This is a genomic window from Streptococcus mitis (genome assembly GCF_946190065.1).
GTDB classification, from domain to species: domain Bacteria; phylum Bacillota; class Bacilli; order Lactobacillales; family Streptococcaceae; genus Streptococcus; species Streptococcus mitis_DE.
The window spans coordinates 1-26,432 of record NZ_CAMHZD010000013.1; the positions used below are offsets into that span (position 1 = coordinate 1).

The 26,432-nt window shown below is 41.2% G+C and carries 27 protein-coding genes and 1 pseudogene; 3 read left to right on the forward strand and 25 right to left on the reverse strand.

Going from position 1 to position 26,432, the window contains the following annotated elements; genetic code table 11:
• Positions 1 to 78: 78 nt before the first annotated feature.
• Together OCF96_RS06750 and OCF96_RS06755 are read right to left on the reverse strand one after the other, a co-directional pair.
• Positions 79 to 609, reverse strand: a pseudogene (locus OCF96_RS06750) (sensor histidine kinase); the annotation flags it as partial.
• Complete coding sequence (locus OCF96_RS06755) at positions 587 to 1,201, reverse strand: YesL family protein (protein ID WP_084928753.1); 615 nt, start codon at positions 1,199 to 1,201, stop codon at positions 587 to 589. The pseudogene OCF96_RS06750 and the gene OCF96_RS06755, both read right to left, overlap by 23 nt.
• Positions 1,202 to 1,335: 134 nt before the next feature.
• On the opposite strand from OCF96_RS06755, the gene OCF96_RS06760 reads away from it, so the two are divergent.
• Positions 1,336 to 1,905, forward strand: a complete 570-nt coding sequence (locus OCF96_RS06760) for an MptD family putative ECF transporter S component (RefSeq protein ID WP_261041727.1) — start codon at positions 1,336 to 1,338, stop codon at positions 1,903 to 1,905.
• 87 nt (positions 1,906 to 1,992) lie between these two features.
• On the opposite strand, the gene OCF96_RS06765 is transcribed toward OCF96_RS06760, so the two are convergent.
• From OCF96_RS06765 to OCF96_RS06850, 18 genes are all read right to left on the reverse strand, one after another.
• Positions 1,993 to 3,237: an MFS transporter gene (locus OCF96_RS06765; protein WP_261446771.1), complete on the reverse strand. Its 1,245-nt coding sequence runs from the start codon at positions 3,235 to 3,237 to the stop codon at positions 1,993 to 1,995.
• Positions 3,238 to 3,421: 184 nt separating this feature from the next.
• The gene (locus OCF96_RS06770; RefSeq protein WP_245941797.1) at positions 3,422 to 4,159 is read right to left on the reverse strand and encodes an Rgg family transcriptional regulator; all 738 of its coding nucleotides are present in this window, start codon (positions 4,157 to 4,159) and stop codon (positions 3,422 to 3,424) included.
• 262 nt (positions 4,160 to 4,421) lie between these two features.
• Positions 4,422 to 5,114 carry a methionine ABC transporter permease gene (locus tag OCF96_RS06775; RefSeq protein WP_000444647.1) on the reverse strand — a complete coding sequence of 231 codons (693 nt, stop codon included), beginning with the start codon at positions 5,112 to 5,114 and terminating at the stop codon, positions 4,422 to 4,424.
• Between the two features lies 1 nt (position 5,115).
• Positions 5,116 to 6,177: a methionine ABC transporter ATP-binding protein gene (locus OCF96_RS06780; protein WP_054393083.1), complete on the reverse strand. Its 1,062-nt coding sequence runs from the start codon at positions 6,175 to 6,177 to the stop codon at positions 5,116 to 5,118.
• Positions 6,170 to 7,543: a M20 family metallopeptidase gene (locus OCF96_RS06785; RefSeq protein WP_261446772.1), complete on the reverse strand. Its 1,374-nt coding sequence runs from the start codon at positions 7,541 to 7,543 to the stop codon at positions 6,170 to 6,172. The genes OCF96_RS06780 and OCF96_RS06785 overlap by 8 nt, the downstream gene beginning before the upstream one ends.
• A gap of 96 nt (positions 7,544 to 7,639) precedes the next feature.
• Positions 7,640 to 8,494: a MetQ/NlpA family ABC transporter substrate-binding protein gene (locus OCF96_RS06790; RefSeq protein WP_023948487.1), complete on the reverse strand. Its 855-nt coding sequence runs from the start codon at positions 8,492 to 8,494 to the stop codon at positions 7,640 to 7,642.
• A gap of 153 nt (positions 8,495 to 8,647) precedes the next feature.
• Positions 8,648 to 9,478, reverse strand: coding sequence for an amino acid ABC transporter substrate-binding protein (locus OCF96_RS06795; RefSeq protein ID WP_004254995.1), 831 nt, complete (start codon positions 9,476 to 9,478; stop codon positions 8,648 to 8,650).
• A gap of 209 nt (positions 9,479 to 9,687) precedes the next feature.
• On the reverse strand, positions 9,688 to 10,011 hold the full coding sequence (locus tag OCF96_RS06800) for an AzlD domain-containing protein (RefSeq protein ID WP_000253922.1): 324 nt from the start codon (positions 10,009 to 10,011) through the stop codon (positions 9,688 to 9,690).
• A complete protein-coding gene (locus OCF96_RS06805; protein ID WP_000659742.1) occupies positions 10,001 to 10,696 on the reverse strand; it encodes an AzlC family ABC transporter permease in 696 nt (231 codons plus the stop codon). The genes OCF96_RS06800 and OCF96_RS06805 overlap by 11 nt, the downstream gene beginning before the upstream one ends.
• A 125-nt stretch (positions 10,697 to 10,821) precedes the next feature.
• A complete protein-coding gene (locus tag OCF96_RS06810) occupies positions 10,822 to 11,334 on the reverse strand; it encodes an HdeD family acid-resistance protein (RefSeq protein WP_120770811.1) in 513 nt (170 codons plus the stop codon).
• 49 nt (positions 11,335 to 11,383) lie between these two features.
• Complete coding sequence (locus OCF96_RS06815) at positions 11,384 to 11,605, reverse strand: TetR/AcrR family transcriptional regulator (protein WP_004250194.1); 222 nt, start codon at positions 11,603 to 11,605, stop codon at positions 11,384 to 11,386.
• Positions 11,606 to 11,748: 143 nt separating this feature from the next.
• Complete coding sequence (locus OCF96_RS06820) at positions 11,749 to 12,975, reverse strand: MFS transporter (protein WP_000862437.1); 1,227 nt, start codon at positions 12,973 to 12,975, stop codon at positions 11,749 to 11,751.
• 71 nt (positions 12,976 to 13,046) lie between these two features.
• Positions 13,047 to 13,712, reverse strand: coding sequence for a CPBP family intramembrane glutamic endopeptidase (locus OCF96_RS06825; RefSeq protein WP_023948227.1), 666 nt, complete (start codon positions 13,710 to 13,712; stop codon positions 13,047 to 13,049).
• Positions 13,713 to 13,952: 240 nt separating this feature from the next.
• Positions 13,953 to 14,816 carry an Rgg/GadR/MutR family transcriptional regulator gene (locus OCF96_RS06830; RefSeq protein WP_261446773.1) on the reverse strand — a complete coding sequence of 288 codons (864 nt, stop codon included), beginning with the start codon at positions 14,814 to 14,816 and terminating at the stop codon, positions 13,953 to 13,955.
• 103 nt (positions 14,817 to 14,919) lie between these two features.
• The gene (gene tsaD / locus OCF96_RS06835) at positions 14,920 to 15,930 is read right to left on the reverse strand and encodes a tRNA (adenosine(37)-N6)-threonylcarbamoyltransferase complex transferase subunit TsaD (RefSeq protein WP_261446774.1); all 1,011 of its coding nucleotides are present in this window, start codon (positions 15,928 to 15,930) and stop codon (positions 14,920 to 14,922) included.
• A complete protein-coding gene (gene rimI / locus OCF96_RS06840; RefSeq protein WP_261446775.1) occupies positions 15,920 to 16,357 on the reverse strand; it encodes a ribosomal protein S18-alanine N-acetyltransferase in 438 nt (145 codons plus the stop codon). Before rimI ends, tsaD begins: the two co-directional genes overlap by 11 nt.
• Positions 16,354 to 17,037, reverse strand: a complete 684-nt coding sequence (gene tsaB / locus OCF96_RS06845; protein WP_261446776.1) for a tRNA (adenosine(37)-N6)-threonylcarbamoyltransferase complex dimerization subunit type 1 TsaB — start codon at positions 17,035 to 17,037, stop codon at positions 16,354 to 16,356. The genes rimI and tsaB overlap by 4 nt, the downstream gene beginning before the upstream one ends.
• A 104-nt stretch (positions 17,038 to 17,141) precedes the next feature.
• A complete protein-coding gene (locus tag OCF96_RS06850) occupies positions 17,142 to 17,357 on the reverse strand; it encodes a hypothetical protein (RefSeq protein WP_000282478.1) in 216 nt (71 codons plus the stop codon).
• A 278-nt stretch (positions 17,358 to 17,635) separates the two neighbouring features.
• Here OCF96_RS06850 and OCF96_RS06855 point away from each other — a divergent pair, with 278 nt between their 5' ends.
• Positions 17,636 to 17,869 carry a DNA-dependent RNA polymerase subunit epsilon gene (locus OCF96_RS06855; RefSeq protein WP_000639572.1) on the forward strand — a complete coding sequence of 78 codons (234 nt, stop codon included), beginning with the start codon at positions 17,636 to 17,638 and terminating at the stop codon, positions 17,867 to 17,869.
• Between the two features lies 1 nt (position 17,870).
• The gene (rnjA, locus tag OCF96_RS06860; RefSeq protein WP_000331983.1) at positions 17,871 to 19,550 is read left to right on the forward strand and encodes a ribonuclease J1; all 1,680 of its coding nucleotides are present in this window, start codon (positions 17,871 to 17,873) and stop codon (positions 19,548 to 19,550) included.
• Positions 19,551 to 19,739: 189 nt separating this feature from the next.
• Here the strand turns inward: rnjA and mnmG are convergent, their stop codons facing one another.
• The 5 genes from mnmG to OCF96_RS06885 all read right to left on the reverse strand — a co-directional run bounded on the left by mnmG (position 19,740) and on the right by OCF96_RS06885 (position 26,329).
• Entirely contained in the window at positions 19,740 to 21,653 is a 1,914-nt protein-coding gene (mnmG, locus tag OCF96_RS06865; protein ID WP_261446777.1) for a tRNA uridine-5-carboxymethylaminomethyl(34) synthesis enzyme MnmG, read from the reverse strand.
• A 9-nt stretch (positions 21,654 to 21,662) separates the two neighbouring features.
• Positions 21,663 to 22,118 carry an NUDIX hydrolase gene (locus OCF96_RS06870; RefSeq protein ID WP_261446778.1) on the reverse strand — a complete coding sequence of 152 codons (456 nt, stop codon included), beginning with the start codon at positions 22,116 to 22,118 and terminating at the stop codon, positions 21,663 to 21,665.
• Between the two features lie 140 nt (positions 22,119 to 22,258).
• Positions 22,259 to 23,380, reverse strand: a complete 1,122-nt coding sequence (mnmA, locus tag OCF96_RS06875; RefSeq protein WP_001282954.1) for a tRNA 2-thiouridine(34) synthase MnmA — start codon at positions 23,378 to 23,380, stop codon at positions 22,259 to 22,261.
• Positions 23,381 to 23,594: 214 nt separating this feature from the next.
• Positions 23,595 to 24,224 carry an ABC transporter ATP-binding protein gene (locus OCF96_RS06880; protein ID WP_261446779.1) on the reverse strand — a complete coding sequence of 210 codons (630 nt, stop codon included), beginning with the start codon at positions 24,222 to 24,224 and terminating at the stop codon, positions 23,595 to 23,597.
• Positions 24,221 to 26,329, reverse strand: coding sequence for a bacteriocin-associated integral membrane family protein (locus OCF96_RS06885; RefSeq protein WP_261446780.1), 2,109 nt, complete (start codon positions 26,327 to 26,329; stop codon positions 24,221 to 24,223). The genes OCF96_RS06880 and OCF96_RS06885 overlap by 4 nt, the downstream gene beginning before the upstream one ends.
• Between the last annotated feature and the right edge of the window lie 103 nt (positions 26,330 to 26,432).

Sequence of the window (26,432 nt, forward strand, 5' to 3'; positions counted from 1 at the left end):
AAAAGGACTCAGTCCTGTGCAATACAGAACTAAATCCTTCGCATAAATTAATTGTCTAACTTTTTGGGGTCAGTACAGATCCGTCGCTGGATCTAAAATAGGAACTCCAAAACTATTGGCCTTCGGTTTAAAGCCTTCCGCAAGTACCGAATGACCACCTCTCTCATTTCTGCTCGAAACATAAACTTCTTTAAAGTCCTGCAAGACGATTGCAACACCCGTTATATAGTCATTTTGGACATAAAGATCATCGATATTTTCATACAGAGAAATAGAAGTTGACGAAGCCGCTTGATGCTCCAACAGCCAATAAAAATACTCAGAAGTTGACAGGCTAAAGTACTTATAAACCCCTTGTATCCGGTCTTGATTGGCTACTAAATCTTGCGCTAGCTGGGCTGACTCGCGATAATAATATTCCACCTCTTCAACTGTTCGAGTGGTTACACGCTGGGCTACTCTCTGGGCTTCCTTTTCCCGTGAATCCCAGTCAGCGTAAGAGAGTAAGATTGCAAAACTCGCAATAATAATCATCATAACTGAACTGTAGGTTCTCAGAAGCGTATGTAGCCAAAACTGCTTCATTCTATTTTGTCGCCAATTTTTCATGGATGCTTTCATAGACAGGTTCCAACATATCACTGATAAAGAAATGCCACATCCCAATTCCTACAAAGAAGAGCAGAGCAGGCATATAGTAACCAATTGCCACAAGTAGCACTGTCCCAAGGAGAACCTTGGCCACAGCCGCTAAGCTCATAAAGATGCCAATCAAGGATAGTTTGAGACTATTTCGATAAGACAAGTCAAAATAAACTTGTAATTTCAAAGATACTGTATAAGCCAAAAACAGCAGGGCAACTACTAGAACATTCAAAAATGTCGCAATCAAATGAATAATAGTCTGATGAGGCAATTGCACCAAGAGATACAGGCCATAGACCAAAACTAGATCTACCCCTAAAAAGCTATAGAAAATCAGGTTGCTTGAGACGAAATTTTGCTTATAAAGAGACCACGCCTCCTTCAAACTGTATTCCCGAAAGCTATAACCATGTTCTGCATATAGGCTCATCAAGGTGGCACTAGCCGGCGCTAGACCAAGGATAATCCCTCCCACCAAGGTTAATAGCCAAAAGAAGGCTGTTGCAATCATCCCTAAAAAGAAACGATTAAAGACAAAGTCTAAAAATCTCCCCATGATATCCCCCTAAAAATAACTATGAAACTATTATATCATATTTCAAGCGTTTTCAAAAACTTCTAGTATCCATTTACAATCCCACCAAACCATGGTAAAATGAGAATTGTGAAAAAATTATCAGGAGACAATTCATGAAAAAATCTATCTTAACTACACTGCTCTTTGCAGTTCTTTACTTCCTCTGCATGGGGATTGGTGTCCTTTTGGGCAATCTCCTTGACCAAACTGGAAATATGTTTTATGCGCCTGCCTTTACTGCTCTTGTCGGCGGTAGCGTCTATATGATTCTAGTCGCAAAAGTTCCGCGCTTTGGAGCCATTACCACTATCGGCCTTGTCATCGCCCTCTTTTTCTTGGGGAGCAAACACGGTGCCGGTGCCTTCCTTCCTGGAATTATCTGTGGTCTTCTAGCAGATGGAGTAGCTCATTTAGGAAAATACAAGGACCAAACAAAAAATTTGCTTTCTTTCATTATTTTCGCCTTTAGTTCAACTGGTCCAATCTTACTCATGTGGATTGCGCCCCAAACCTATATGGCTACTCTTCTAGCAAGAGGAAAATCCCAAGAATATATCGACCGTATCATGGTCGCACCAAATCCTGGAACCATCCTTCTATTTATCGCTAGTGTTGTCATCGGAGCCCTAGTTGGCGCCTTGATTGGACAAGCCTTGAGTAAAAAATTTGCACAGAAAATCTGATAAATAAAAAGAGCCGCACGGCTCTTTTTTATTTATGACTCAAGACTTAGTCAAGAAGATTTTTCTAGTAATCCTGAGCTTTCTAGGTTAAAATTTTTTACCTGAAAAACTTCTTTTTTCTAACGATAAAATGAACCCTATCACACTCCCTGCTAAAAAGACCCACCAACAAATCCTGATATCTTGTAAAGCTAAGAAGGAAAATACAGACATCCCCAAGGGTAATGTTAAGGAAAAAATCATACTCAAGAGATTATTACTTCGAGCTAATACATCCGCGCTCAAATTAGACAGTAACAGAGTATCTAATTTAGGCATTGATTTCGACATCAAATACATGACAAAAGCTAAGCAAGCAACACCTACTAGAGGAGAAAAATCTAAAATATTAGCAGTAGCAAGCAAGACAAACAGAATTGCATTGAGCGATAACAAACTTGAAAACGACAATTTTCCAAAATAATCATGGGGAGTTAGGCTACCAAGAATAGCTCCTCCCAAGCTGACACATTCAATTAAAAATAGGGCTTGAGCATAGCTGAGATGGTAGATAGTATGGTCTAATAAGTAAAAGTGATAAATACCTCCAACAGCTCCCCCCAAAGTATTCATTACCAAAATGACAAGGATCATTTTAAACAATGATTTACTTTCTCTCTGCCTAAAGATATCATCCATGTCCGCATAGATTGCCTTAACTTGTTGAAGTAAACTAATCGACTCATTCTCTACCGTTACAGACAAGTGCGTCAGTTCTCTTCTATTTTTGAACAAAATAAGAGAAGATAGCAAAAAGAAACCAGCATTCACAATTGCAACAAAAGAAAAATTTTGATGGCTGGTTGTGAGTAACCACACTCCTAAGGCTTGACCTCCTAGATTTGATAAATAGGAAACAAACTGAGTAAAGGAATAAGCTTCATAGAGCTTATTTTCCGAAATATTATGCTGGATAATCGGCATACGAAGGCCTGCTGTATAATCTGATAAAATATCCGAACAGATATTAACCATACAGATAAAAACAAACGTTACGAAGTTCTGGTCATGAATCACACTAGCAATCAAAAGAAATAGTAGACTTTGCACACAACCAACCCAGATAATTGTTCCTGCTTTATTTCGAGTATGATCAGCCTTAATCCCAACATAAAAAGTAAATAGGAAAGGTAAAATCGTAATTATATTCGCCATAAATACAGCTATATTTTTAAAGGGTAGACTCGCAGCGTAAACGATAAATACCAGATTATAAATATAAGCTCCACTTGAGCTCAAAAACCTTGATAAGGTCAGTATTCTAAATAAATGATGTCTTAAGAATAGTTTCATAACAGGCCTTTCTCACATTTCAAAGAGTATTCTATTGAATCCAGTCTAACAAAAAAAGCGGGGCTCCCCACTTTTTTGTAATATATTTTTTCTGAAAATAGAAACTCTAGCGCCTAGAAACTACTAATTATCAATCCATCTACAAGGCTATTTATTTTTCATCAGTCGATGTAACGAGAATATATTACAAATCTTTATTTGAAAGCTGATTTGCAAAATAGTTTTCATAGTATCTTGCACCACCTACATACTCTAAATCTTGTAAGATTGTAATGCCTCTCTGGATTTTTTCAAGACCCTTATTTTCTACATTAAAAATAGTATCATAATACCCTTTAGCAATCATATAAATGATTTTAAGATAAGCTTCAGATTCTGGTAAATCGCGGTTTTCAATCTGAAAGGTAAAATAGTCTGCTTTTAATTTATCCTTTTCCTCTATCGCTTTAAAGAGTCCATTAATTAAAATGGTATCAATAGCGACTTTGTTACTAGGTAAAGAGCCTAATAAATCCGTCTTTTGTAACATCTCCCTAGAATATTTAAAATAGAGGGGCAGAGGAAACAAAGTAGAAATCGTTGAAAATAGTTCTAATTCATAATTTCCCCAGATATCAATAGTAAAAAAATAGTCATAGAGAAAAGTCAGTTCTTCATCCGTTGCCCTTATTTCTGAAGCAAAAAACACAAGAAGGCTTTTGATACGAATCATTTGTAAAAGATAGCTCTTTTCACCACTTAATCTATACTTTTGAGTCGTCTCTTCATACAAGGAATGGAGAGAATCAATCCCTCCTCTGTCATATAAATCCCAGAGATTTTCTTGAAAAGCCAAAACCTTTTTCTGAGAAAAACCACGTACCAAGTACATAAATTCATTCAAATCAGAGTGGATGTTATCTAAGGCAGTAATCAATTTCATAGATGATAAGTCTGCTTCTCCACGCTCAAATTTGCTCAGCATGGAATAAGTAAACTCTCCTCCCGTCGCCTCCTGTAGAGATACATTCCGACTCTTTCTCAATTCTTTAAAAACTTCTCCCAGATTTTGCATATTGACTCCCCACAATTCTTAACTCTCTTACTCTTAAAAGTAACGGTTGATAGCAGCTAGTACAGAGAATTTTAAGTCTTGACTATAACGACAACTCCTATGAATGATGTACAGATTGCCTAGCTCTTTTTTATTTATGACTCAATTTCTTAGTCAAGAAATCTCCCAAGAATTGGATTGCAAAGATAATCAAAATGATAATGATGGTTGCCAAAATGGTCACATCGTGATTGTAACGGTTAAATCCATAAGCGATGGCTACGTTACCAATACCGCCAGCTCCAACCGCACCAGCCATAGCTGTTTCCCCAACAAGGGAAATCAAGGTCACAGTCGTCACACGGATCAAATCTGGAAGACCTTCTGATAGGTAAACACCTACGATATCCCAGAATGTCGCTCCGCTAGCTTGAGCCGCCTCAATGACACCACCATCCAATTCAGCCAAGACAACCTGCACCTGACGGGCAAAGAAGGCAAAGACCGCAAAAGATAGGGGTACAATAGCCGCATTTGGACCAATGCTTGTTCCTACGATTAGATGAGAGAAGGGGGACAAGACTGCCAAGAGGATGATAAATGGAACCGCACGGAAAATAGAGGTAATCTTATCCAAAATCCAGAAAACGACCTTATTCTCCAAAACCCCACCTGGCGCTGTCAAGACAAGGAAGAGACCTGCAACAAGCCCCAAGAATCCTCCGATGATAAAGGAAAGAACTGTCATATAAAGGGTTAGGTAGATGGCTGTTCCCCAGCCTGCTTGACCAGCCCAGCCCATTTTATAGACATTTGGTAAATAGGTTTGAATCAATGATTCCATCTTACTGACCTCCCTTCAATACTTTTAGCTGCACACCCGCTTGACGAATGGCTTCTTGAGCACCTGCTAACGCTGCTTTTTCACCTGACAAGACCACAACCAATTCTCCAACAGGAGTACCATCCAAAATTTCGATGTTTCCATAGAGGATATTAGCCGTTACTTGGTAACGCTTGTACAATTCATTCAAAAGTGGCTCGTCTGTTGAAGCACCTGCATACTTGAGCTGCACCAAAAGGCTGTTTTCAGACAGATGTTCCACGATTTCTTGCTTCTCGATTTTGACCATGGCTTCGTCAATACCTGTGGCTGTTGAGATAAAGTCTTGGGTCAAAGGTTGTTTAGGATCTGAGAAGATTTCAAGGACACTGCCCTCTTCAATCAAGTGCCCATCTTGCATAACTGCCACACGGTTGGCAATATCTTTGACAATCTGCATTTCATGCGTAATCAAGACAACAGTCAAGCCTAGTTTCTGGTTCAAATCTTGCAACAAGGCCAAAATTTGCTTGGTTGTCTTCGGATCAAGCGCAGAAGTTGACTCGTCTGAAATCAAGATTTTCGGATCATTGGCCAAGGCACGCGCAATGGCCACACGCTGTTTTTGCCCTCCAGATAGTTGTGAAGGGTAGTTTTCAGCACGGTCTGCCAAGCCAACCAAGTCCAACAACTTAGCTACTTTAGCCTTCTTTTCTTCCTTGCTGAGTCCAGAATGTTTAAGGGCAAAGGCTACATTCTCCTCTGCTGTCTTTTGGCTCATCAGATTGAAATGCTGGAAAATCATCCCGATATCCTGACGTTTACGACGCAACTGCTCTGCTGTCAAGGTCACCTTGTCATCAAAAATCACATCATCGTCAATAGTAATTTTCCCTGCAGATGGCTTTTGCAAAAGGTTAATTACCCGTACAAGGGTTGATTTCCCTGCTCCAGAATATCCAACGATTCCGTAGATATCTCCTTCTTGGATGTGAATGGTCACATCCTTGACCGCTGTGATGGTTCTTTTCTTTTGGTGAAAAGTCACATCGATCTGATCTAACTTGATAATATCTCTACTCATAGCTTCTAATCAGCTCCTCTACTAATTCAATATGGGTGTAGTAATCGGCGATTCGCACATTTTCATCTCCACCATGGTCCCGGCTATTAGCATTTCCTAGACCAAAGGCCACCATTGGTACTTCTAGGGCATCAAAGACCGTATGCATAGGCCCTGTACCTGCTGTAGTCGGCAAGACTGAGACGCCCTGTGGATAGAATTTCTTAGCCAACTCGATTACATTGAGAATGGCTGGCGCGCTCATATCGCTTCGATAGCTCATCTCTCCCAAGGTATAGTATAATTCTACCTTATCAAAGCCATTTTTGTCTAGCTGTTTCCGAATTTTTTCCAGAACATCATGCGGTTCTAAGCCAGGAACCAAACGAACTTCTAGCTTGGCACTAGCTTCTGCAGGCAAAATCGTTTTAACTCCTTGCCCTTGATAACCTGACTGAATCCCTTCGATATTAAGGGCTGGCTCGAAAAAGAAACGTTTTAGAAAGGCTGCGCGGTCCTCTTGTAAAAGAGGCAATTCCAAACCATAAATCTGGCTGATTTCCCCTGGATTTCGTTGGGCATAAGTATCTACCAAGCCTAATTCTCGTTCATTTGGCTCTTGTACTTTTTCGTACAAACCTTCAACCAAGATACGGCCATCTGCTGCACGAAGAGACTGTAAGGCTTGAAGGAGATACCACGGAGCTGATTCCACAACCCCACCATAACTAGAATGGATATCGACATCAGCGCTTTTTACCTTGGCATCAAAGGTCACAATCCCCTTATTTCCACCAGAAATTTCTAGCTGTTCCAAGGCATTTTTGGTCCCTTGTTCCCAGACCAACAAATCTGCCCCACGGAGTTTATCCGCATGTTTTTCCAGATACTTATCCAGGTCTGTCGAAGCTGATTCCTCCGCACCCTCCATGATAAAACTGATATTGACAGGCAAATCATCATGGTGCTGCATATATTTTCTCAAAGCACTCAAACGAGCTGTGATATGACCCTTGTCGTCATCAACCCCACGCCCATACATGAAGCCATTGCGGACCGAAAGAGTAAAGGGATCCTCTGTCCACACCTGATCCCCATCCGCTGGCACAGTGTCATAGTGGTTATAGAAAATCAAGGTTTTGGCATCTGGACGCGAACTCTTGAAATGTGCCATGACAAAGGGCGCCGTATAAGTATCATCAATCTCCACTTCAGCCCCAACGCGCTTGAAAATCTCACCCAGATAGGTTGCGACTTCCTTAAGTCCAACCTGCTGGGCAAAGACCGATTTCTTAGAAATCAAGGTACGCAAAACCTCAAAATAATGCTGGGCTACATGATCCTTTTCAAATTTTTCAATCTGTTCTTGTTCACTAGGAAAAACCATATTCTCTCTACCTTTCTATGAACTACTCTTCCTGACAATCCATGCTCTATACAAAAGCAAGAGGTGGAATTTTCTCTCCCACCTCCCTGTTTCTTATTACCAAACTGGTTGATCCAAACCGTCTGATGTTTCTTCGATAACTTTTTTCACGTCATCTGTGTGGTAAGCTGCGATCACTTTCTTGATAGCATCAGCTTTTGGTGATGTTTCCCAATCTTTTTTCGCAACGATGATGTTGTACCATTGTTTTGAATTTTCATCAGCTTGTTCTTTGAAAAGTGCTTTCTTGTAGTCCAATTTTGCTTCTGTAACGAAGGTATTGTTTACAACGGCAGCGTCAACTGATGACAATGAACGAGCTGTTTGGCTAGCATCCAATTCAGTGATTTTCAAGTTCTTTGGATTTTCTTTGATGTTAGCAACTGTTGCAAGAGCAGTTCCAGAAACATCCAATTTAATCAAGCCAGCTGATTGAAGCAAGTAAAGTGCACGACTTTCGTTTGTAGCGTCGTTTGGTACAGCGATTTCTCCGTTTGCTGGGATGTCTTCTACTTTAGTGTACTTGTTGTCACTTCCATTCAAACCTGAGTAAAGACGGATTGGAGAGATGTAAGTATCTGCAATCGCTACAAGGTCTTTTCCGTTTTCTTTGTTCCAGTTGTTCAAGAAGTTATAGTGTTGGAAAGCGTTCAAATCTACTTCGCCATCAGCAGTTGCCTTGTTTGGTTGTGAGTAGTCTGTGAACTCTGTAAATTCCAAAGTAATACCGTCTTTTTTAACTAATTCTTGAACTTTATCCCAACGAGCTTCTTCAGAACCGCTACGGTTAACAGTTGCGATTTTGATAGTTGTTGCATTGTCTGCTTTCTTTTCTGAGTTTCCGCAAGCTGCAAGAGCCAAACCTGCGACTGTAGCAAGGGCTGCTACACCAAGCCATTTTTTAATTTTCATGATTCTTTCTCCTTAAAAATAATACCGTACTAGTATCTCACAATTTGTTTGATTTCACAAATTGTTATTAGATAATCAGATATATAGTTTAAAACTATATACTTAAAAATTGAGAAATCACCCACCTGATTCAGAATGGATGATTTCAAAAAATTATTTAATATCAGCTTCTGCTGGTAGGTAAGTGTCTCCAAAGAATTGTTTAGACAACTTTTCAAGAGTTCCATCTTTGTAGAGTTCTTGGATACGTTTGTCTACAAATGTTTTCAACTCATCTTGACCTTTGGCAAGAAGTGGGTAAACGTAAGGTTGTTGGTCGCTTGGAAGTTCAATAACTTTCAAGTTGTCCAAACCTTGGTCCTTGATGACTGTTTCAACACCGATTTTATCAAAAATCTTGTAGTCAAACTGGCCATCGCTCAAGCGTCCCATGATTTGTTGGAAGTCCGCTTTAGTATACTTTAGGACAGTTGGATTATCTGAATGTTGTTTGTTGTAGTCTTCTAGCTGTTTAGCAGATGTTGTCCCTTGAACAACTTCTGTTGATTTTCCACCGATATCATCAAGCGATTTGATGCTAGGGTCATCTTTTTTCACTACAAGAACGTTAGGGTTTTTAGCAGTTGGAGCTGCATAAAGGTATTTTTCAGCACGTTCTTTAGTGTAGCTGATGTTGCTAACAGCCATATTGTAACGGTCAGCATCAAGTCCTGCAAAGACACCTGACCATTCTGTCTTCTCAAACTTGACATCATATTTGTCAGAATCTTTAAAGATAGCGCGAACCACTTCAATTTCGTAACCAGTCAATTCGCCATTTTCTTCATAGTTGAATGGTTTTGGTGTAGCATTGGTTGCAACGATAATTTCTTTCTTGCTAGCTGCTTCTCCTTCTTTCTTAGCACCACCTGAGCAAGCTGCTAGCACACCTGCAGCAACAAGTCCTAAGGCAGCAAGAGATGAGTATTTAACGATTTTTTTCATGTCATTTCCTCCAAAATAGAATACCTTATAATCTTAACAGAAAAAGAGCATTTACGCCATTATATGATATCTATCTCTGTGATAGGTTTTCTTTATGGCTGATTTATACTCAATGAAAATCAAAGAGCAAACTAGGAAGCTAGCCGCAAGCTGTACTTGAGTACGGTAAGGCGACGCTGACGTGGTTTGAATTTGATTTTCGAAGAGTATTAAAAGACCAAACGCAAGAGTGCAATTAAGACCACTCCAAAGAGAACTGTTCCGACTAGATTGCGATAACGAAAGGCTACCCAAGCTGTTGGAAAGACTGCTAAGAAATCCAGCCATTTGATTTGAGGAAGGCTCCCAACCTTACCTGTCACTACGCTTGACAGAATCAAGGCAAAGATAATGGAAACGGGCAAGAATTTCAAAAAACGCTCAACGATAGCAGGCAAGCCCTTATACTTGACCAAGATGAAGGGAATGATACGGGGAATCCAGGTCACCAAGCCAGAGAAAATAACTGCTAACAAAAGATACTTACTGACCATCTAACACCACCCCCATGCTACAACCAAGTAGCGTCGCAAACAGAACAGCTAGAGACTGAGACACCACTGTCAAGAGTAAAAAGAAGGATACCGCAACAACTGCTAGGATAATGAGCAGATTGCGGACTGGAATCCGTCTTTGCATAATCTGGAATTGCGAAGCAAAAATTCCGATAAACATCCCAACCAAAGCAAAGTCTAGCCCAAAGATTTCTGGATTTGGTAGCAGACCACCTAGAGCCGTTCCAACCACTGTTCCCACAAACCAAGCCACATAGCTGTTGAGATTGTTTCCGTGCATCCACATCGGATTGACCTTGTCTGTATGGGCCAATTCGCCCATCAAAACGCCGTAGGTCTCATCTGTCAAGAGACTAGACATACCAATATTTTGCCAGAGACTGGTATGACGGAAATAGGTCGATGCGTGTAAGCTCAGCAAAAAGAGACGCAAATTAATCAAAAAGACCGTCATAGCAATAGCTGCCACGGGCGCCTGAACCGCAATCAAGGCCAACATGGCAAACTGGGCGCTCCCAGCATAAACAAAGAGGCTCATCAAGCCCATCTCAACAGGTGTCACATAGGGCGCACCGATAATCCCACAGGCCAGGCCGATACTGACATAACCAAGGGCTGTTGGCATGGCTGCCTGCGCCCCCTCCCAAAATCCTTTTTCTTTCATCTTTCTCCTCATATCGTCTTAATAAATGGGCTGAATCAGTTCCAGCCACAGCATGGACTATTATAACACATTCAGGAAAGAGAAAAAAGTCTGCTGATTGTAATCAGACAGACTCCATTTTATTCTTATTTAATCTTGAAGAATTGAACAATTGCCACAATACCTTGATAAATAAAGACAAAGGCAATGGTGTAACTAATATAGAGACCGGTCATCAATGGGTGTCCCATCAGGATTAAACCTGCTACGATTCCTAAAATCCCCATCCAAACTAGAGGGGTACCTACCGATTTATCCGTCTTACGAACCTTGAAACCAACGATAGTTTTTGTAATACCATTTGTCAAGGCCCATAAAGAAATGATAAATGGTACAAATGTTACCATTTCAATAAAGCTACCTGAGAATAAGGTAAGAGCGAGGATGAGGGTAACAATTCCTCCAAATAAATTCCAGCCATGCTTTTCTTCTGATTTGAAGTATTGTACAATCTCAGAAATCCCTTGAACTGCAAATACAAGTGCAAACAAGAAAGTCATGGAAGCCAAGCTAATAAGAGGATGTGCAAACATATTAAAACCTGCAAAAACTGCAAAAATACCCGCAATTAGTAACAACCATTTCCAAATTTTCGACATTATTTTTCTCCTTTTTTAGAGGAATCTTCCTCTAGTATTCCATAAATCATCATATCCAAAACCTGTGATAATTGATGTTCATATCCTGAAACCAAGTTAGATAGAGGTCTGATTTCCCTGAAAAATTATGATACAAAACTCCTTTGGCAATACCATCCACTTTACAAAGTTCATTGATGACAAAACCTTGATAGCCTTTTGTAGCAAATTCAAACAAAGCAGCGGTAATGATTTTCTCTCTTCGTAGTCTTGTTTTTTCTTCTTTTCTCATGTATTTACCTCTACATTTTTTAATTATAAACCGATTGGTCTAAAATGTCAAGCAACTTTCTCAAAAATTTAACAGTCTGCTGATTGTAGCCATCATAAACAGACTGGAATCCAGTCTCAAACATATAATATACACATTCTTCGCTAAATGTTTTCACGGATATTCAAGAGTATGATAAAGGCAGCTAGAAGAAATAGCAATAAAACAAAGCTAACTGCCAGAGTTCCAAAGCTAGTAGCAATGGTTACCAAAGCTATTGTAAATAAGCTAGGTAAAACAACTGTAATGGCGCCGATAGAGGATTGAACTGCTCCCATTGACTCCTCAGGTATTTGTTTAAAAATGAGTTCCTGTAATCGAGGAGAGAGGATACCTGCGAAAAAGGCATCCAAGGCACTAAAGATAAGAATCCAGTCAAAACGAACTGCCACAAAGCCAACTAAAAGGAGTAATTGGATAATAAGCGAGGCATATAGGGCTAGTTTTATGGAGATTGTATTCTTCAGATAGCCACTCACAAGGCTTCCGACAATAAGGGCTGACAATTCAAGGGTGGATAACAAGGCAAGAGATTGACCTGTTTGTAAATTCAAAAAGGGCTGATTCCTCAAAAACAGAGTAGAAACAGGAACTGTAACATTTATCACTGCTTGACTAATAGAGATAATAAACAAAACCAAGAGCACCTTATTCATATTCCATATCAATTTTGATGATTGGAGCAGATGCTGGCAAAAGGATTTTACAGAGAGTCCTTCTTGATAGCTAATCGTTTTTTCTACTTTCAAGAGGTCTGTTTTTATGAAAAGAATACCTAAAAATGCGATTAAAAAGGTCAGAGCATTCAGTAAGGAAATAGACTGGATAGATAGAATACCTAGTAAGACTCCTCCTAGAATATTACTGATTGTTTTCACTAAACTAACAGTTGACTGTTTAAATCCAATAGCTTCTGCCAGATGGTCTTGCCCAATAATTCTAATGAAAATCGGAGTGAGCATGGCGCCTGAAAAATAACTCAATGTGTCAGATAAGAGGTTAATCAGACAAATAAATGCTACTAATAACAAGGAAAAGGACTGCCCTGAAAGTGATAAAGAAACGATAGAGTAAAGCAAAAATTTTGCAAAACTAATCATTGTATATTTTAGGACACGATGATGTTGAAAATCCGCCAAAACTCCCAGAAAGATTTGCAGAACTTGAGGAAGGGTTTCTGAAATCGTGATCAGTAAAATCGCCAAAGGGGCAAAAGATGCATCTGCCACATAATTCAAAAAGGCCAGATAAAAAATCGTATCCCCAACCGTTGAAATCCACTGGTTGATGGTTAATTGCCTAAAATCTCTATTTTGAAGAAATACTTTCATCACAACTCCTTTTTGAATTCAAATGGGAATCTTTCCCCAAGGATAGACCACGATACTACTAACAACCAAAATTACAGTAACATCAAAAGCTGACCAATGCCATTGTAGACTATATGCAATCCAATAGGCCAATAAATTGACTTTGTTACTCTAAATAAGACTGCAAATATAAGGCCGCCACCCATATAGTAGACAAAGTCTGTCAAGACCCAACCATGACTACTAATGTGCAAGATTCCAAATAATATAGCTGATCCGAGTACATCCAGTCCCCATTTCTTCCCTTTTTCCAGAGCAGTCATCACTAATCCACGATAAATCATCTCTTCAAAAATGGGGCCTGCAATCACAGGATAAAAAAAATACATCAAAAATGCCGTAGCTCCTGTAAAAGTAGGAGCAGCATGTTGATAAGAAATTTCATTTCGAGTAGGTGGAAAAATAAAAAATGTAACAAAATTCCAAATAACAAAAGCAAGAAGAGCTAGAAAAGAATAGAAAAGATAGGACCCTTTAAACTTTCTACTATTGATTTGTTGCCATCTCCCTGACTTAGTCATAGCAAAAAAAGCAAGAAGAACTACAAGAAAATTCAACATCATATCCGACAAATAGTAGGCAAAGTCAGATAGACCAGTAACAAGGTTGCTGCGTAAAACTAGACCACTGAACTTCTGGTCAGCAATAACTAGTAGAAAAGCTATAAACAAGTAGTAGCGTGAGATTATCTTTTTCATTCTATTTTCTCCTATACTATGAAATAAAGATAGTATAACACGAAAATTGGCTTATTTTAAAAAATCGCATATTTGACATTTTTGCTTATAAAAATTTCAGATTTGCGATTTTGGTATATTTGATTATTTCACTGGTATAATAAAGTTATCACTAATTAAGGAGTGGAGCAACTATGAAAAAACAAATTTTAACATTATTGACAATCGTTGCTGAGATTATTATCATTTTCCCGTTTCTAACTAATCGATAAGTTCTTTGTATTGCTTCAAACGCAATTCGAAGAGGGCTAGCAATTGTGGATTTTCTAATACTTGCAGAGATTGGATAAATCTTTCAATCTCTTTTTGATTGCTTCCTTTGGTTTGAAGGAAAATCTTCATTTTCTTTAAAAACTGCCACAATACTTTTTCAAAAACATCGTATGGACGAAGCATGCTCTCTAGCTCAGCTTCAAAAATTGGGATATAAGAGAAAAGTTTACGCTCCATGAGTTCTGATATAATATTCAGAAATCCACTTTTCATATACAATCGATTATGTACCAACTCTTTAAATTCCCTAGATTTCTCAATTAAAGCGGTCGATAAAAATATCAAATCTTGATTGCTCAAGAAGGGCATGGTATTGCAAAAGAGATAGAGTTCAAACCAGGTCCAAGACTCAATAGCATAGAGATAGATAGTCAAAAACTCGCTATCTTCTTTTACTAATGGATAGTTCTTATTTAAGGAATGGAGTGCGTTTTTAATTACAATGGCATTCAAACGACGATAGGTCTCTGCCATCTGTTCTTGCTCGACTTCCTCCAACAGTTGCTCTAAACCAGCTATATCTTGGTGGGCAAAGCGATCCACAACCTTTCTACCAATCTGCATATGTAGGGATTCTTGATAATTGTTTAGCTTATGACCAAACTCATCAAAATTCATATTGATCCCTTGGATGGCTAGGATCAACTTATCCGCAGATAGCATAGACTGCCCTAGTTCAAACTTGGACAACTGAGAGGCTGTTAGACCAGCACAAGCCACATCTGACTGCTTGAGCTTTCTCGCCAAACGTAATTCCTTGTAAAATTCTCCCAACTCCATTCTCTCAATCATCTCACCACCTCCTATTTTTTATATAGTATATCATTATTCACAATTATTTGTCAAAATATTCTGACATTTAAGAGAGCAAAAAAGCCAGCCCTAAGCTGACTCTTTATTCCATGGTATCAAAAGCGAGACTTGGTTTGGCATTGAGGTCCAAGCTTGCAAAGTTTTCTTTGTTCCATTCGCTGACGCTGGCATAGGCAATCATACCTGCATTGTCTCCGCAGAGGCGCAGAGGTGGAATGATGACCTTGACATCTGCGATTTCGGTTGCTAGGCGTTCTCTGAGACCTTTATTGGCTGCCACACCACCTGCCACGACTAGAGTTTTAACAGGGTATTTCTCCAAAGCCTTCTTAGTTTTTGCCATGAGAATATCCAGGACAGCTGCTTGGAAGGATGCACACAAGTCCTCTGTAGACAGACTTTCTCCCTTTTGCTCGGCATTGTGGTGAAGGTTGATAAAGGCAGATTTCAAACCTGAGAAGGAGAACTCCAGATTATCTTCCTTAATCATGGCACGTGGGAAATCATACACATCCTGCCCCTGATGAGCCAACTCATCAATCTCGCGACCTGCTGGATAGGTCAAGCCCATGACACGACCGACCTTATCATAGGCCTCACCAACAGCATCATCTCGCGTTTCCCCAACAATCTTGTAATCACCAGCCTCAGAAACATAGACCAACTCTGTGTGCCCACCACTGACCAAGAGAGCTAGCAAGGGAAACTCCAAAGGCTCCACGCTCTGAGCTGCCATGAGGTGGCCAGCCATGTGGTTAACGGGAATCAGCGGAAGTCCATGTGCCCAAGCAAAGGCCTTGGCAGCTGACAAACCAACTAGTAAAGCTCCAACCAAGCCCGGTCCATAGGTAACCGCAACAGCTGTCACATCGTTTTCAGTAATCCCTGCTTCTGTCAAAGCTTCCTCAATACAGGCTGTAATGACCTCGACATGGTGGCGACTGGCTACTTCAGGCACTACGCCCCCAAAACGTTTGTGACTCTCAATTTGACTAGCAATGACATTGGACAAGAGCTCATCGTCGTTTTTCAGTACGGCAACACTGGTCTCATCACAGGATGTTTCAAATGCTAAAATATATCTATCCTTCATCTATTTCTCTCTTCATGATGATGGCGTCCTCGACTGGATCATGATAGTAGGCCTTTCTCTCAGCGATGACTGCCATCTTTTCTTTCTTGTAAAATGCTTGTGCTCGGTGATTTGACTTTCTGACTTCGAGGAAAATCTCCTTATCTACCGGCAATTGAGCAAACAAAGCTGATGCAATTCCACGACCCTGATAGGTTTGTTTGACAGCGATTTGCAGAACTTCTGCCTCAAAAATATTTTCCTGAACAGCTAAAAATCCAATCACTTCGGCCCCATCATAAGCCAAAGCATACCAAGTCTGGTCTTGGGACAGGTCTGCTTGGATTTGTTCCAGCGTCCAAGGACTGACTGGGTAAACAGCTGCCATGACAGCGTAGATGGCTTGAGCCAAGTCAGGCTTCTGTTGGATTCGTTTGATTTCTATCATAAGCGTTTAATGTAAGACTCGCCAGACTCGGTGTGGTTCTTGAGCCAGTTTTCCTCAGCCTCGACTCGTTTGAGATAATTCGGCACAAAATCATGCAAGGAGTCTGCTTCCTTATCCCAAGCCAAAAGAGCAAGATTGGCTGCATTAGGCAAGGTTTCTTTGAAATTAGTCCTTGGCAAGTCTTCTTGAATCTGCTCCACAAAGGGGACAACTTCTCCGACAAAGGTAACCTGACTAGCCCCCTTGATTAACTCAATCACTCGCTCAAAGGGTAAATGCGCTTCTGGCATGACAGGTTTAGCATTTTCATAAAATCCTGCGTAAACATTGTTGCGACGCGCATCCATCAAAGAGACAAACAAGCCTTCTTGTTGGTAGGGCACCAGAGCCAAGAGGCTAGACATACCAACCAACTCGATGTTCAGAGTGTGAGCTAAGGTTTTGGCAGTTGCTACCGCAATTCGCAAACCTGTGTAGCTACCTGGCCCTTCCGCCACCACGATTCGGTCCAAGTCCTTGGGTGTCCAATCTAAACTTTCCATCAAAAAATCGATGGCAGGCATAAGGGTAATACTGTGATTTTTCTTAATATTAATCGTCGTCTCGGCAAGAACCTGCTTGTCCTCTAAAATGGCGAGAGAAAGAGCCTTGCTGGACGTATCAAAAGCTAATACTTTCATAACACATTCCTATCTTTTTGTCTGCTTACTATTATACTACAAAAGCTGGCACATGGGAATTTTCTTTATCCCCAAACAAAAATGCCCCAGCATGAGCAGGGCATCTAAGCATTTAATCCAAAGTAAAATACAAACCAAACGACATAGGTTACGAGGAGGAGAAAAAGCGAGTAGAGAGTCACAAAGGTAATTTTCCACAAGAACTTGGTTTGTCGTCGTTCCAGTTTGGCAAATAGAAGATTCCCCGCATAAACGCAAGCAACAAAAACAATAAAAGCTACCAAGCGAGCTCCGATAGCAAAAGCAAATAAGTTATACATAGGGCAACCTCCTTGACTTAAAAACTATATGGAATTATGACAAGCAATAAATTTCACTTCCGTTATCAAGATAACATATTTCCTCTATTTTTGCAAACGCTTACCAATAAGTGAGCCTATGACTTTCTCGTTTCCGTCTTTTACTAATTTTTCATTTTGTGGTATAATTGAAGTAATTGTAACGAATCAAGGTCAATCTAGACAAAAAATGGAATGAAATCAAGCAATTCTCTGCTAAAAGTTTGGAATAAGCTGACCTGTAAATAGAAAGGAACTATATGATTTACAAAGTTTTTTATCAAGAAACAAAAGAACGTAGCCCACGCCGTGAAACTACACGCGCACTTTACCTAGACATCGATGCCAGCTCAGAACTTGAGGGCCGTATCGCTGCTCGCCAACTTGTCGAAGAAAATCGCCCAGAGTACAATATCGAGTATATCGAACTCTTGTCTGACAAATTGCTAGATTACGAAAAAGAAACTGGCGCCTTCGAAATCACGGAGTTCTAATATGGCCTATACTCTTAAACCTGAAGAAGTCGGCGTTTTTGCCATCGGTGGTCTGGGAGAAATCGGGAAAAACACTTACGGAATTGAATACCAAGATGAGATTATTATCGTCGATGCTGGGATTAAATTCCCAGAAGATGACTTGCTGGGTATCGACTACGTCATTCCTGACTACTCTTACATCGTAGACAATATCGACCGCGTCAAGGCTGTTTTGATCACGCACGGACACGAGGACCACATCGGTGGGATTCCTTTCCTGCTCAAGCAAGCAAATGTCCCTATCTATGCTGGACCGCTTGCCTTGGCTTTGATCCGTGGGAAACTCGAAGAACACGGCCTCTTGCGCAACGCCAAACTTTACGAAATCAACCACAATACTGAGTTGACTTTTAAAAATCTCAAGGCAACTTTCTTTAGAACGACTCACTCTATTCCAGAGCCTTTGGGGATTGTCATTCATACACCTCAAGGAAAAATCGTTTGTACGGGTGACTTCAAGTTCGACTTCACACCAGTTGGAGAACCTGCGGACTTGCACCGTATGGCTGCTCTTGGTGAAGAAGGCGTGCTCTGTCTCCTGTCTGACTCGACAAATGCAGAAGTGCCAACCTTTACCAACTCTGAAAAAGTCGTTGGCCAGTCCATCATGAAGATTATCCAAGGCATCGAAGGACGTATCATCTTTGCATCCTTTGCCTCAAATATCTTCCGTCTCCAACAAGCAACAGAAGCTGCTGTTAAGACTGGACGTAAGATTGCGGTCTTTGGTCGTTCTATGGAAAAGGCCATTGTCAACGGAATCGATCTTGGCTACATCAAAGCTCCTAAGGGAACCTTTATCGAGCCAAATGAAATCAAAGACTACCCTGCAGGCGAGGTTCTCATCCTCTGTACAGGTAGTCAGGGGGAACCGATGGCTGCCCTCTCTCGTATCGCCAACGGAACCCACCGTCAGGTACAACTCCAACCTGGTGATACAGTTATCTTCTCTTCAAGTCCAATCCCTGGAAACACTACTAGCGTCAACAAGCTGATCAATATTATTTCAGAAGCTGGTGTCGAAGTTATCCACGGTAAGGTTAACAATATCCATACATCTGGACACGGTGGTCAGCAAGAGCAAAAACTCATGCTCCGCTTGATTAAGCCAAAATACTTCATGCCTGTCCACGGTGAATACCGCATGCAAAAAGTCCACGCTGGACTAGCAGTGGATACTGGTGTTGAGAAGGACAATATCTTTATCATGAGCAATGGTGATGTGCTTGCCCTTACTGCTGACTCAGCTCGTATTGCAGGTCATTTCAACGCCCAAGATATCTATGTCGATGGAAATCGTATCGGTGAAATCGGTGCTGCTGTCCTCAAAGATCGTCGTGATCTATCTGAAGACGGTGTTGTTCTGGCAGTCGCAACTGTTGACTTCAAGTCTCAGATGATTCTGTCTGGTCCAGACATCCTCAGCCGAGGCTTTGTCTACATGAGAGAGTCTGGCGACTTGATTCGCCAAAGCCAGCGCATCCTCTTCAATGCTATTCGTATCGCACTGAAAAACAAGGACGCTAGCGTGCAATCAGTCAATGGTGCCATTGTCAACGCAATTCGCCCCTTCCTCTATGAAAATACAGAACGTGAACCGATTATCATCCCAATGATCCTCACACCAGATGAAGAATAATACTCTTCGAAAATCAAATTCAAACCACGTCAGCTTCGCCTTGCCGTATATATGTTACTGACTTCGTCAGTTCTATCTACAACCTCAAAGCAGTGCTTTGAGCAACCTACGGCTAGCTTCCTAGTTTGCTCTTTGATTTTCATTGAGTACAAGTCAACAAAACAGCCCCGTCTTCGGAGCTGTTTTTCTCTATGCTTTCTTTTCTTGATTTTTAGAAATACTACGATTTTTACCTTCCAGATACACCATCAAAATAGAAATATCTGCTGGGTTTACTCCAGAAATACGGCTGGCTTGGCCGATGGTTTCTGGATTGATGAGTTTGAACTTCTGACGGGCTTCTGTCGCGATAGAATCAATATCATCCCAATCAATATTGGCTGGAATGCGTTTTTCTTCCATACGTTTCATCTTGGCAACCTGATCCATCGCTTTGGAAATATAGCCTTCGTACTTGATTTCTGTTTCAATCAATTCGATAATCTTGTCATCCAAGTCCTCTGCAGCTGGTCCGATGAAGGCCACCACATCTTGGTAAGAAACTTCTGGACGGCGAAGAAATTCCTTGGCTGTCACCGCATCTGTCAACGGCTTGAAGCCCATCTCCTCAACCTTAGCATTGGTTTCTTTGACTGGCTTGAGTTTGATACTGTTTAGGCGCTTCATCTCATTGTCAAATTGATTTTTCTTGATTTCAAAGCGAGCCCAGCGTTCATCATCCACAAGTCCAATCTCGCGTCCCATCTCAGTCAAACGCATATCAGCGTTGTCATGACGGAGAATGAGACGGTATTCAGCACGACTGGTCAAAAGACGATAAGGTTCGATAGTCCCCTTGGTTACCAAGTCATCAATCATCACCCCGATATAACCGTCACTGCGCTTCAAAATCAACTCAGGTTTGTCTTGGATTTTCAGAGCCGCATTGATACCCGCGATAATCCCTTGGCCAGCAGCTTCTTCGTAACCTGATGTTCCATTTGTCTGACCAGCAGTGAAAAGGCCTGAGATTTTCTTGGTTTCCAAAGTCGCACGCAACTGGTGAGGCAAGACCATGTCGTACTCGATAGCATAACCAGTTCGCATCATCTCAGCATTTTCCAGACCTTTAATGGAATGAACTAGCTCACGTTGGACATCCTCAGGCAGACTGGTTGAAAGACCTTGGACATAGACTTCTTCTGTATTGCGCCCTTCTGGTTCTAAAAATAGTTGGTGGCGTTCCTTGTCCGCAAAGCGCACAATCTTGTCCTCAATTGACGGACAGTAACGAGGGCCCACTCCCTTGACTACACCTGTGAACATAGGCGCACGGTGGAGGTTGTTTTGGATAATCTCATGACTGGTACCATTTGTATAGGTCAACCAACATGGCACCTGGTCCTTGACATAGTCCTCATCACGTGAAGTATATGAGAAGTGATTAGGCGCTTCGTCCCCTGGCTGAATCTCTGTCACGTCGTAATTGATAGAAGAAGCCTTGACACGTGGAGGTGTACCCGTCTTGAAACGACCAATTTCAAGTCCCAATTCCTTGAGATTGTCAGCTAGGTTAATCGAAGCTAGACTGTGGTTAGGACCTGACGAGTACTTGAGGTCTCCGATGATGATTTCCCCACGGAGTGCGGTTCCTGTGGTCACGATAACAGCCTTAGCAGCATACTCTTGATGGGTAGCTGTACGTACACCGACAACCTTGCCATCTTCCACCAAAATCTCATCAATCATGGTTTGACGAAGGGTCAAATTCTCTTGATTTTCAACTGTCTTGCGCATTTCCTTAGAGTAAAGCTCTTTGTCAGCTTGCGCACGAAGGGCACGGACAGCTGGCCCCTTCCCTGTGTTGAGCATCTTCATCTGGATGTAAGTCTTGTCAATGGTTTTGGCCATCTCGCCACCTAGGGCATCAACTTCACGCACGACAATCCCCTTGGCAGAACCACCGATCGAAGGGTTACAAGGCATGAAAGCCAGCATTTCAATATTGATGGTCGCAAGCAAGACCTTGCAGCCCATACGGCTGGCAGCCAAAGAAGCCTCAACCCCAGCGTGTCCCGCGCCAATTACAATAATATCGTATTCTTCAGTAAAATGATAAGTCATATTTCTCTCCTATTCCTCAAGATGAATGTGTCTTAGTTGGCCGTCCCATTCTGGTAGGGCTGTTTTTAAAAAGTCTGGAACTAGCTGGATATTCTGGAGCTGATCCAAGTCAATCCATTCACAGGGCTGCGATTTTTCATCTTCCTGCATGGTCAACGGGGCGTCCTCAAGTAAGTCCACCAAATAATGAAACTCGATATTGTGATAGAAAACACCGTCTTGTTCAAAACGATTTTCAACCACGAAAGCTAGTTGCCCAGCTTGAGCTCGGACACCTAATTCTTCCCTCACTTCACGGACTACCGCGTCTTCCGTGCTTTCATTGACTTGAATCGCACCGCCGATAGTGTAATACTTGCCCTTGTCTTTGGTGACTAGAAGTTTGCGATTTTGTAGAATCAAAGCTGTCGCCCGAACTCCAAAAACCGTATTTCCTACTTTTGTCCGAAAGTCTTGCTGAGTCATTCTTGTCCTTTCCCTTAAACGACACAAAAACAGTCAAAACTCCAAAGAAGTGCAGGACAAAAAAGCCTGCAACATCCATGAGCTTTGACCATCATTTCTATTGCTTTTATTATTGTAGCAAATTGAGAAAATTTGTCAATCTAAATGTACTGACAAACTTGTCCATCGCGGTAAGCATTGTCAATCAAACCACCACCTAGACACTCTTCGCCATCGTAAAAGACAACTGCCTGTCCTGGCGTGATGGCGCGTTGTGGTTCCGCAAAGATAACCTCTGCCTTGTCTCCTTTGACATGGACGGTCACCTTCGAATCAGGCTGACGATAGCGGAATTTAGCCGTACATTCTAGCGTAAACTCCTCTGGCATCTCACGAGTAAAGTGGACTTGGCTAGCCTCTAGGCTGGTTGACATGAGCGAGTCATGGTAGAAACCTTGGCCGACATAGAGGATATTCTTGCTTAGGTCTTTTCCGACAACGAACCAAGGAGCATTATCTCCACCGTGTTGTCCACCGATACCAAGCCCGCCACGCTGACCAATCGTATAATACATAAGACCTGCATGCTCGCCCATATCGCGACCATCCACAGTCATCATGCGGCCTGGCTGAGCTGGCAGGTAGTTGCTGAGAAAGTTTTTAAAGTTCTTTTCTCCGATAAAGCAAATCCCTGTCGAGTCTTTCTTCTTAGCAGTAGCAAGACCTGCTTCTTCTGCGAGTCTACGAACTTCAGGCTTTTCCAAATGTCCCAAGGGGAACATGGTTTTTTGGAGTTGTTCTTGCGAAAGTTGACTGAGGAAATAGGTCTGGTCCTTGCCATTATCCACGCCGCGAAGCATGTGAACTGTCCCGTCCTCATCACGCGCCACTCGGGCATAGTGCCCAGTCGCAACATAATCTGCGCCCAAGGTCATGGCATAGTCCAAAAAGGCCTTGAACTTGATTTCCTTGTTGCACATAACATCTGGATTTGGCGTGCGCCCTGCACGGTATTCCGCTAGGAAATACTCAAAAACACGGTCCCAATACTCTTTTTCAAAGTTGACAGAGTAGTAGGGAATACCAATCTGATCTGCCACCGCAGCCACATCCTTGTAATCTTCGGTCGCCGTACAGACGCCGTTTTCATCTGTGTCGTCCCAGTTCTTCATGAAGATACCGATCACATCGTAGCCCTGCTCCTTGAGAAGAAGAGCCGTCACCGACGAATCAACACCGCCACTCATCCCCACGACAACACGTGTTTTAGAGTTATCACTCATGGTAAGTCTCCCATCTATTCGTTTATTCACGATTGAAGGTCGTGTGTGCTTCACGATTGAAGGTCGCTTGAGCAGTATTCATTATAACATGCTTGGTTAGAGAAGACAAGAAAGAGGCTGATAATCTACGAAGCTCTGATATTCTCTTTCACTAACTACCTTTTATAATTTAAGTCAAGTTAGAAGATTTTTGACAACATAGCTACATCCCTTTTCACAATTCAATGACACGATGACATTGTTGGGCTACATAAGCATCGTGGGTCACAATAATAACTGTTTTCCCCTCGCGATTCATCTCTAAGAGAAACTTCAAGACCAAGTCTCTATTTTCAGGATCCAGAGAACCTGTTGGTTCATCGGCTAAAATCAGCTGGCTGGGTTTTAAGATGGCTCTAGCAACTGCAATTCGTTGTTGCTCCCCACCAGATAACTCGGAAACCTTTTGATGCAACGTAGATGACAAACCTACTCTCTCTAAAATCTCTTCCACCTTTTTGAGCTTGTCTTTCTTGGACAATTTCACATATTTTAGTGCCAGCATAAGATTGTACTCGACCGTTTCATCATCAATCAGGGCAAAATTTTGAAACAGATAAGAGATATGCTCACGGATTATTGTTTGCGACTTAGCAGAATTAACCGCTAGGTTTGTCTGGCCAAAAATCTCATACCGTCCGCTATAATCACCATCTATCAAACCTAATAAATTTAACAAGGTTGACTTTCCACTACCACTCTTACCAACAATGGCAACTAAATCCCCCTGATCAATCCTGAGAGACAAGTTATCCAAAATCACTTTTCCCCCAATGGTTTTGGTAATATTTTCCAACTCAATCATAAGATGCCCCCTTTCAATAATTCTACTAGACTTCTTTTCTCCATCCTAGAAGCCAAGCCTAGCACAAATAGTATATCCAAACATGTAAAGCCTGCAAACAGCAGGAGTGGCAAGAGCGCATGGGCAAAGAAAATCAAGACTAGAAGAGGCAGACTATAGCCCAGCAAGAGCAGAACGAGGAGAGGACGGTAGCGATCGACCAGTTTCCACCCCATAAACTTCTTGGTGATGATATCCCTGCGCTTCAACAAGAAAGTAGTAACGAGTAAAAAGTAGGAGACAATCATACTGAGAAGAGCAAATAAGGCAAAAAGAACGTTAAAATTACGAACAGAATCCCGATAGGTATCAACCATACCCTCTTGAATTGCTTGAATCGATGAAAATTTTAAATAGCTACCATCAGATAAGTTATCGACTAACTCTGTAATCACTTTTTGATTTTGTTCTGTATTTTCAACTTTCATCGGATTGTTTAAACCTGTCGTTGACAAGTGAGTCTTTTCTTCCCACATCATGTCTTGATCATTTACCAGACTAATGATTGGATTGTGGAGATTTTCCTTTCGCTCATTATTATAAGGGAAGAAAGACCAATCTCCTTCATAGTAGGCAATTTCTACATCCATATCTTCTATTGTTTTCTTTTGCTGATCTTCATACCTCATAGAAAGATAGGCGATGGATTTTCCCAAGAACTGATTCTTGCCTTCTTGTCCTTTATCACTGGCTGGCATCAAAATAACTTTTTTAGTGCCGGTATCTGGTAACTTGAATCCCTTGCTCTTTAGAAAATTGCTATTAGCATAGTAAACATCTACCTTATCAGGTAGTTGGTAGTTCTGCACTTGTTCAGCTTTGATGACTGGTTTGATAGGAAGACTCGCACTTCGAACATAATTTACTTGTATTTTTGCTAGCAAGTCTTGATAAAATTGGTAGAAATAATCTGTAGATTTCCCTGACCCTGCTAGCTCTTCTTGCCACAGGTTATCATTGAGTTTGAAGGTTTCTAAGGTCAGGTAATTGCCTTGGCTTACCCACTGTTGCTGATAAGCAAGTTCTTTGTTTTCTTGTTCTAGACTTCTGCCTACCCCAATCAGTAAGGCCGTCAGTAAAATAGTTGTCCCTATTTTCATCACATAATTGAAGATTAGACCAAGTTTGACAGATGAAAAACCTTTCAACATGGAACTGACTGTCATTTTCTGAATCATCAGGTAGGTCAGCCAACTGATGAACAAATACAACTGTAAAAGTAGAAATTGGGATAAGAGTAAACTTGGGAACAAAAGTTTTGGTCTATAGTCCAGCACTAAAAATAGTCCCAAGTCAATGACAAGACTTCCACCCAAGAGAAGATAAAAATTAGTCTTTACAAAACCAGCTAAAATCGCCCTGCTTTGAAAACCAAGTAACTTTTGAACCCCCACTCGTTTCATCTCCATCATCGGCTGATAAACTGTCATTAAAATCACAAGCAAGATTGCCAAGATAAAGATAATGATAGATAGTAACAAAGCTTGATTTAGCACTCCAACCTGACTTCGGTAAGTGGGTTCTAATAAAATCGTCTTATCTATCTGGAAAAAATCACTCCACTTTTGTAGAATGGTATCGCGATCTATCTCTTTGCTGGAGGTAATCATGTAGCGCCCATTTACAGTATGGGATTTATCCTCAATATAAGATTGGAAGGTCTGGAGTCGAATGAGTTTCACCTTTAAAAAGGTGGGAATGGTTCCTAGATTATTGGGAAGGTTCTGGTTACTGTAGACTCCCTTCTCATTCTTTGAAAAATCAAGAGAAGTCAGACCGAACTCCTGATAGGGGAAGGTTTCCTTATCAAAAACACCAGCCTTGACGGCCTCATCGCCATTATCTACTTTGATAATAGAGACCTTGTCTTGACTTGCAACCTCTTCAAAAAATTGGAGAATCGTTTCTGTCGGTTTAGTGACATCTTTCAAGTACAAGTCAAATGAATAAGTTGTCTTGCCCATCTCCTGAATCCGCACTATTTCACGTGTAACATTTACATTCAGGACAAAAAACGTAGTACACAGCAAGAGCAGGAGCATACAAAGATGACTGATTTTTTTCATAGAGATACCTCCCGTGAAGAGACGAAACTGGAAAAAAACTAACTTTCCAATAAAGCCACACAGTGATTCTCTCAGCTTAATTGTGTTCAAGGCTGAAAACACT

Coding starts and splice junctions, on each gene's coding strand:
- OCF96_RS06755 (WP_084928753.1), bottom strand. CDS start 1,201: ATGGGGAGATTTTTAGACTTTGTCTTTAATCGTTTCTTTTTAGGGATG.
- OCF96_RS06760 (WP_261041727.1), top strand. CDS start 1,336: ATGAAAAAATCTATCTTAACTACACTGCTCTTTGCAGTTCTTTACTTC.
- OCF96_RS06765 (WP_261446771.1), bottom strand. CDS start 3,237: ATGAAACTATTCTTAAGACATCATTTATTTAGAATACTGACCTTATCA.
- OCF96_RS06770 (WP_245941797.1), bottom strand. CDS start 4,159: ATGAAATTGATTACTGCCTTAGATAACATCCACTCTGATTTGAATGAA.
- OCF96_RS06775 (WP_000444647.1), bottom strand. CDS start 5,114: ATGGAATCATTGATTCAAACCTATTTACCAAATGTCTATAAAATGGGC.
- OCF96_RS06780 (WP_054393083.1), bottom strand. CDS start 6,177: ATGAGTAGAGATATTATCAAGTTAGATCAGATCGATGTGACTTTTCAC.
- OCF96_RS06785 (WP_261446772.1), bottom strand. CDS start 7,543: ATGGTTTTTCCTAGTGAACAAGAACAGATTGAAAAATTTGAAAAGGAT.
- OCF96_RS06790 (WP_023948487.1), bottom strand. CDS start 8,494: ATGAAAATTAAAAAATGGCTTGGTGTAGCAGCCCTTGCTACAGTCGCA.
- OCF96_RS06795 (WP_004254995.1), bottom strand. CDS start 9,478: ATGAAAAAAATCGTTAAATACTCATCTCTTGCTGCCTTAGGACTTGTT.
- OCF96_RS06800 (WP_000253922.1), bottom strand. CDS start 10,011: ATGGTCAGTAAGTATCTTTTGTTAGCAGTTATTTTCTCTGGCTTGGTG.
- OCF96_RS06805 (WP_000659742.1), bottom strand. CDS start 10,696: ATGAAAGAAAAAGGATTTTGGGAGGGGGCGCAGGCAGCCATGCCAACA.
- OCF96_RS06810 (WP_120770811.1), bottom strand. CDS start 11,334: ATGTCGAAAATTTGGAAATGGTTGTTACTAATTGCGGGTATTTTTGCA.
- OCF96_RS06815 (WP_004250194.1), bottom strand. CDS start 11,605: ATGAGAAAAGAAGAAAAAACAAGACTACGAAGAGAGAAAATCATTACC.
- OCF96_RS06820 (WP_000862437.1), bottom strand. CDS start 12,975: ATGAAAGTATTTCTTCAAAATAGAGATTTTAGGCAATTAACCATCAAC.
- OCF96_RS06825 (WP_023948227.1), bottom strand. CDS start 13,712: ATGAAAAAGATAATCTCACGCTACTACTTGTTTATAGCTTTTCTACTA.
- OCF96_RS06830 (WP_261446773.1), bottom strand. CDS start 14,816: ATGATTGAGAGAATGGAGTTGGGAGAATTTTACAAGGAATTACGTTTG.
- tsaD (WP_261446774.1), bottom strand. CDS start 15,930: ATGAAGGATAGATATATTTTAGCATTTGAAACATCCTGTGATGAGACC.
- rimI (WP_261446775.1), bottom strand. CDS start 16,357: ATGATAGAAATCAAACGAATCCAACAGAAGCCTGACTTGGCTCAAGCC.
- tsaB (WP_261446776.1), bottom strand. CDS start 17,037: ATGAAAGTATTAGCTTTTGATACGTCCAGCAAGGCTCTTTCTCTCGCC.
- OCF96_RS06850 (WP_000282478.1), bottom strand. CDS start 17,357: ATGTATAACTTATTTGCTTTTGCTATCGGAGCTCGCTTGGTAGCTTTT.
- OCF96_RS06855 (WP_000639572.1), top strand. CDS start 17,636: ATGATTTACAAAGTTTTTTATCAAGAAACAAAAGAACGTAGCCCACGC.
- rnjA (WP_000331983.1), top strand. CDS start 17,871: ATGGCCTATACTCTTAAACCTGAAGAAGTCGGCGTTTTTGCCATCGGT.
- mnmG (WP_261446777.1), bottom strand. CDS start 21,653: ATGACTTATCATTTTACTGAAGAATACGATATTATTGTAATTGGCGCG.
- OCF96_RS06870 (WP_261446778.1), bottom strand. CDS start 22,118: ATGACTCAGCAAGACTTTCGGACAAAAGTAGGAAATACGGTTTTTGGA.
- mnmA (WP_001282954.1), bottom strand. CDS start 23,380: ATGAGTGATAACTCTAAAACACGTGTTGTCGTGGGGATGAGTGGCGGT.
- OCF96_RS06880 (WP_261446779.1), bottom strand. CDS start 24,224: ATGATTGAGTTGGAAAATATTACCAAAACCATTGGGGGAAAAGTGATT.
- OCF96_RS06885 (WP_261446780.1), bottom strand. CDS start 26,329: ATGAAAAAAATCAGTCATCTTTGTATGCTCCTGCTCTTGCTGTGTACT.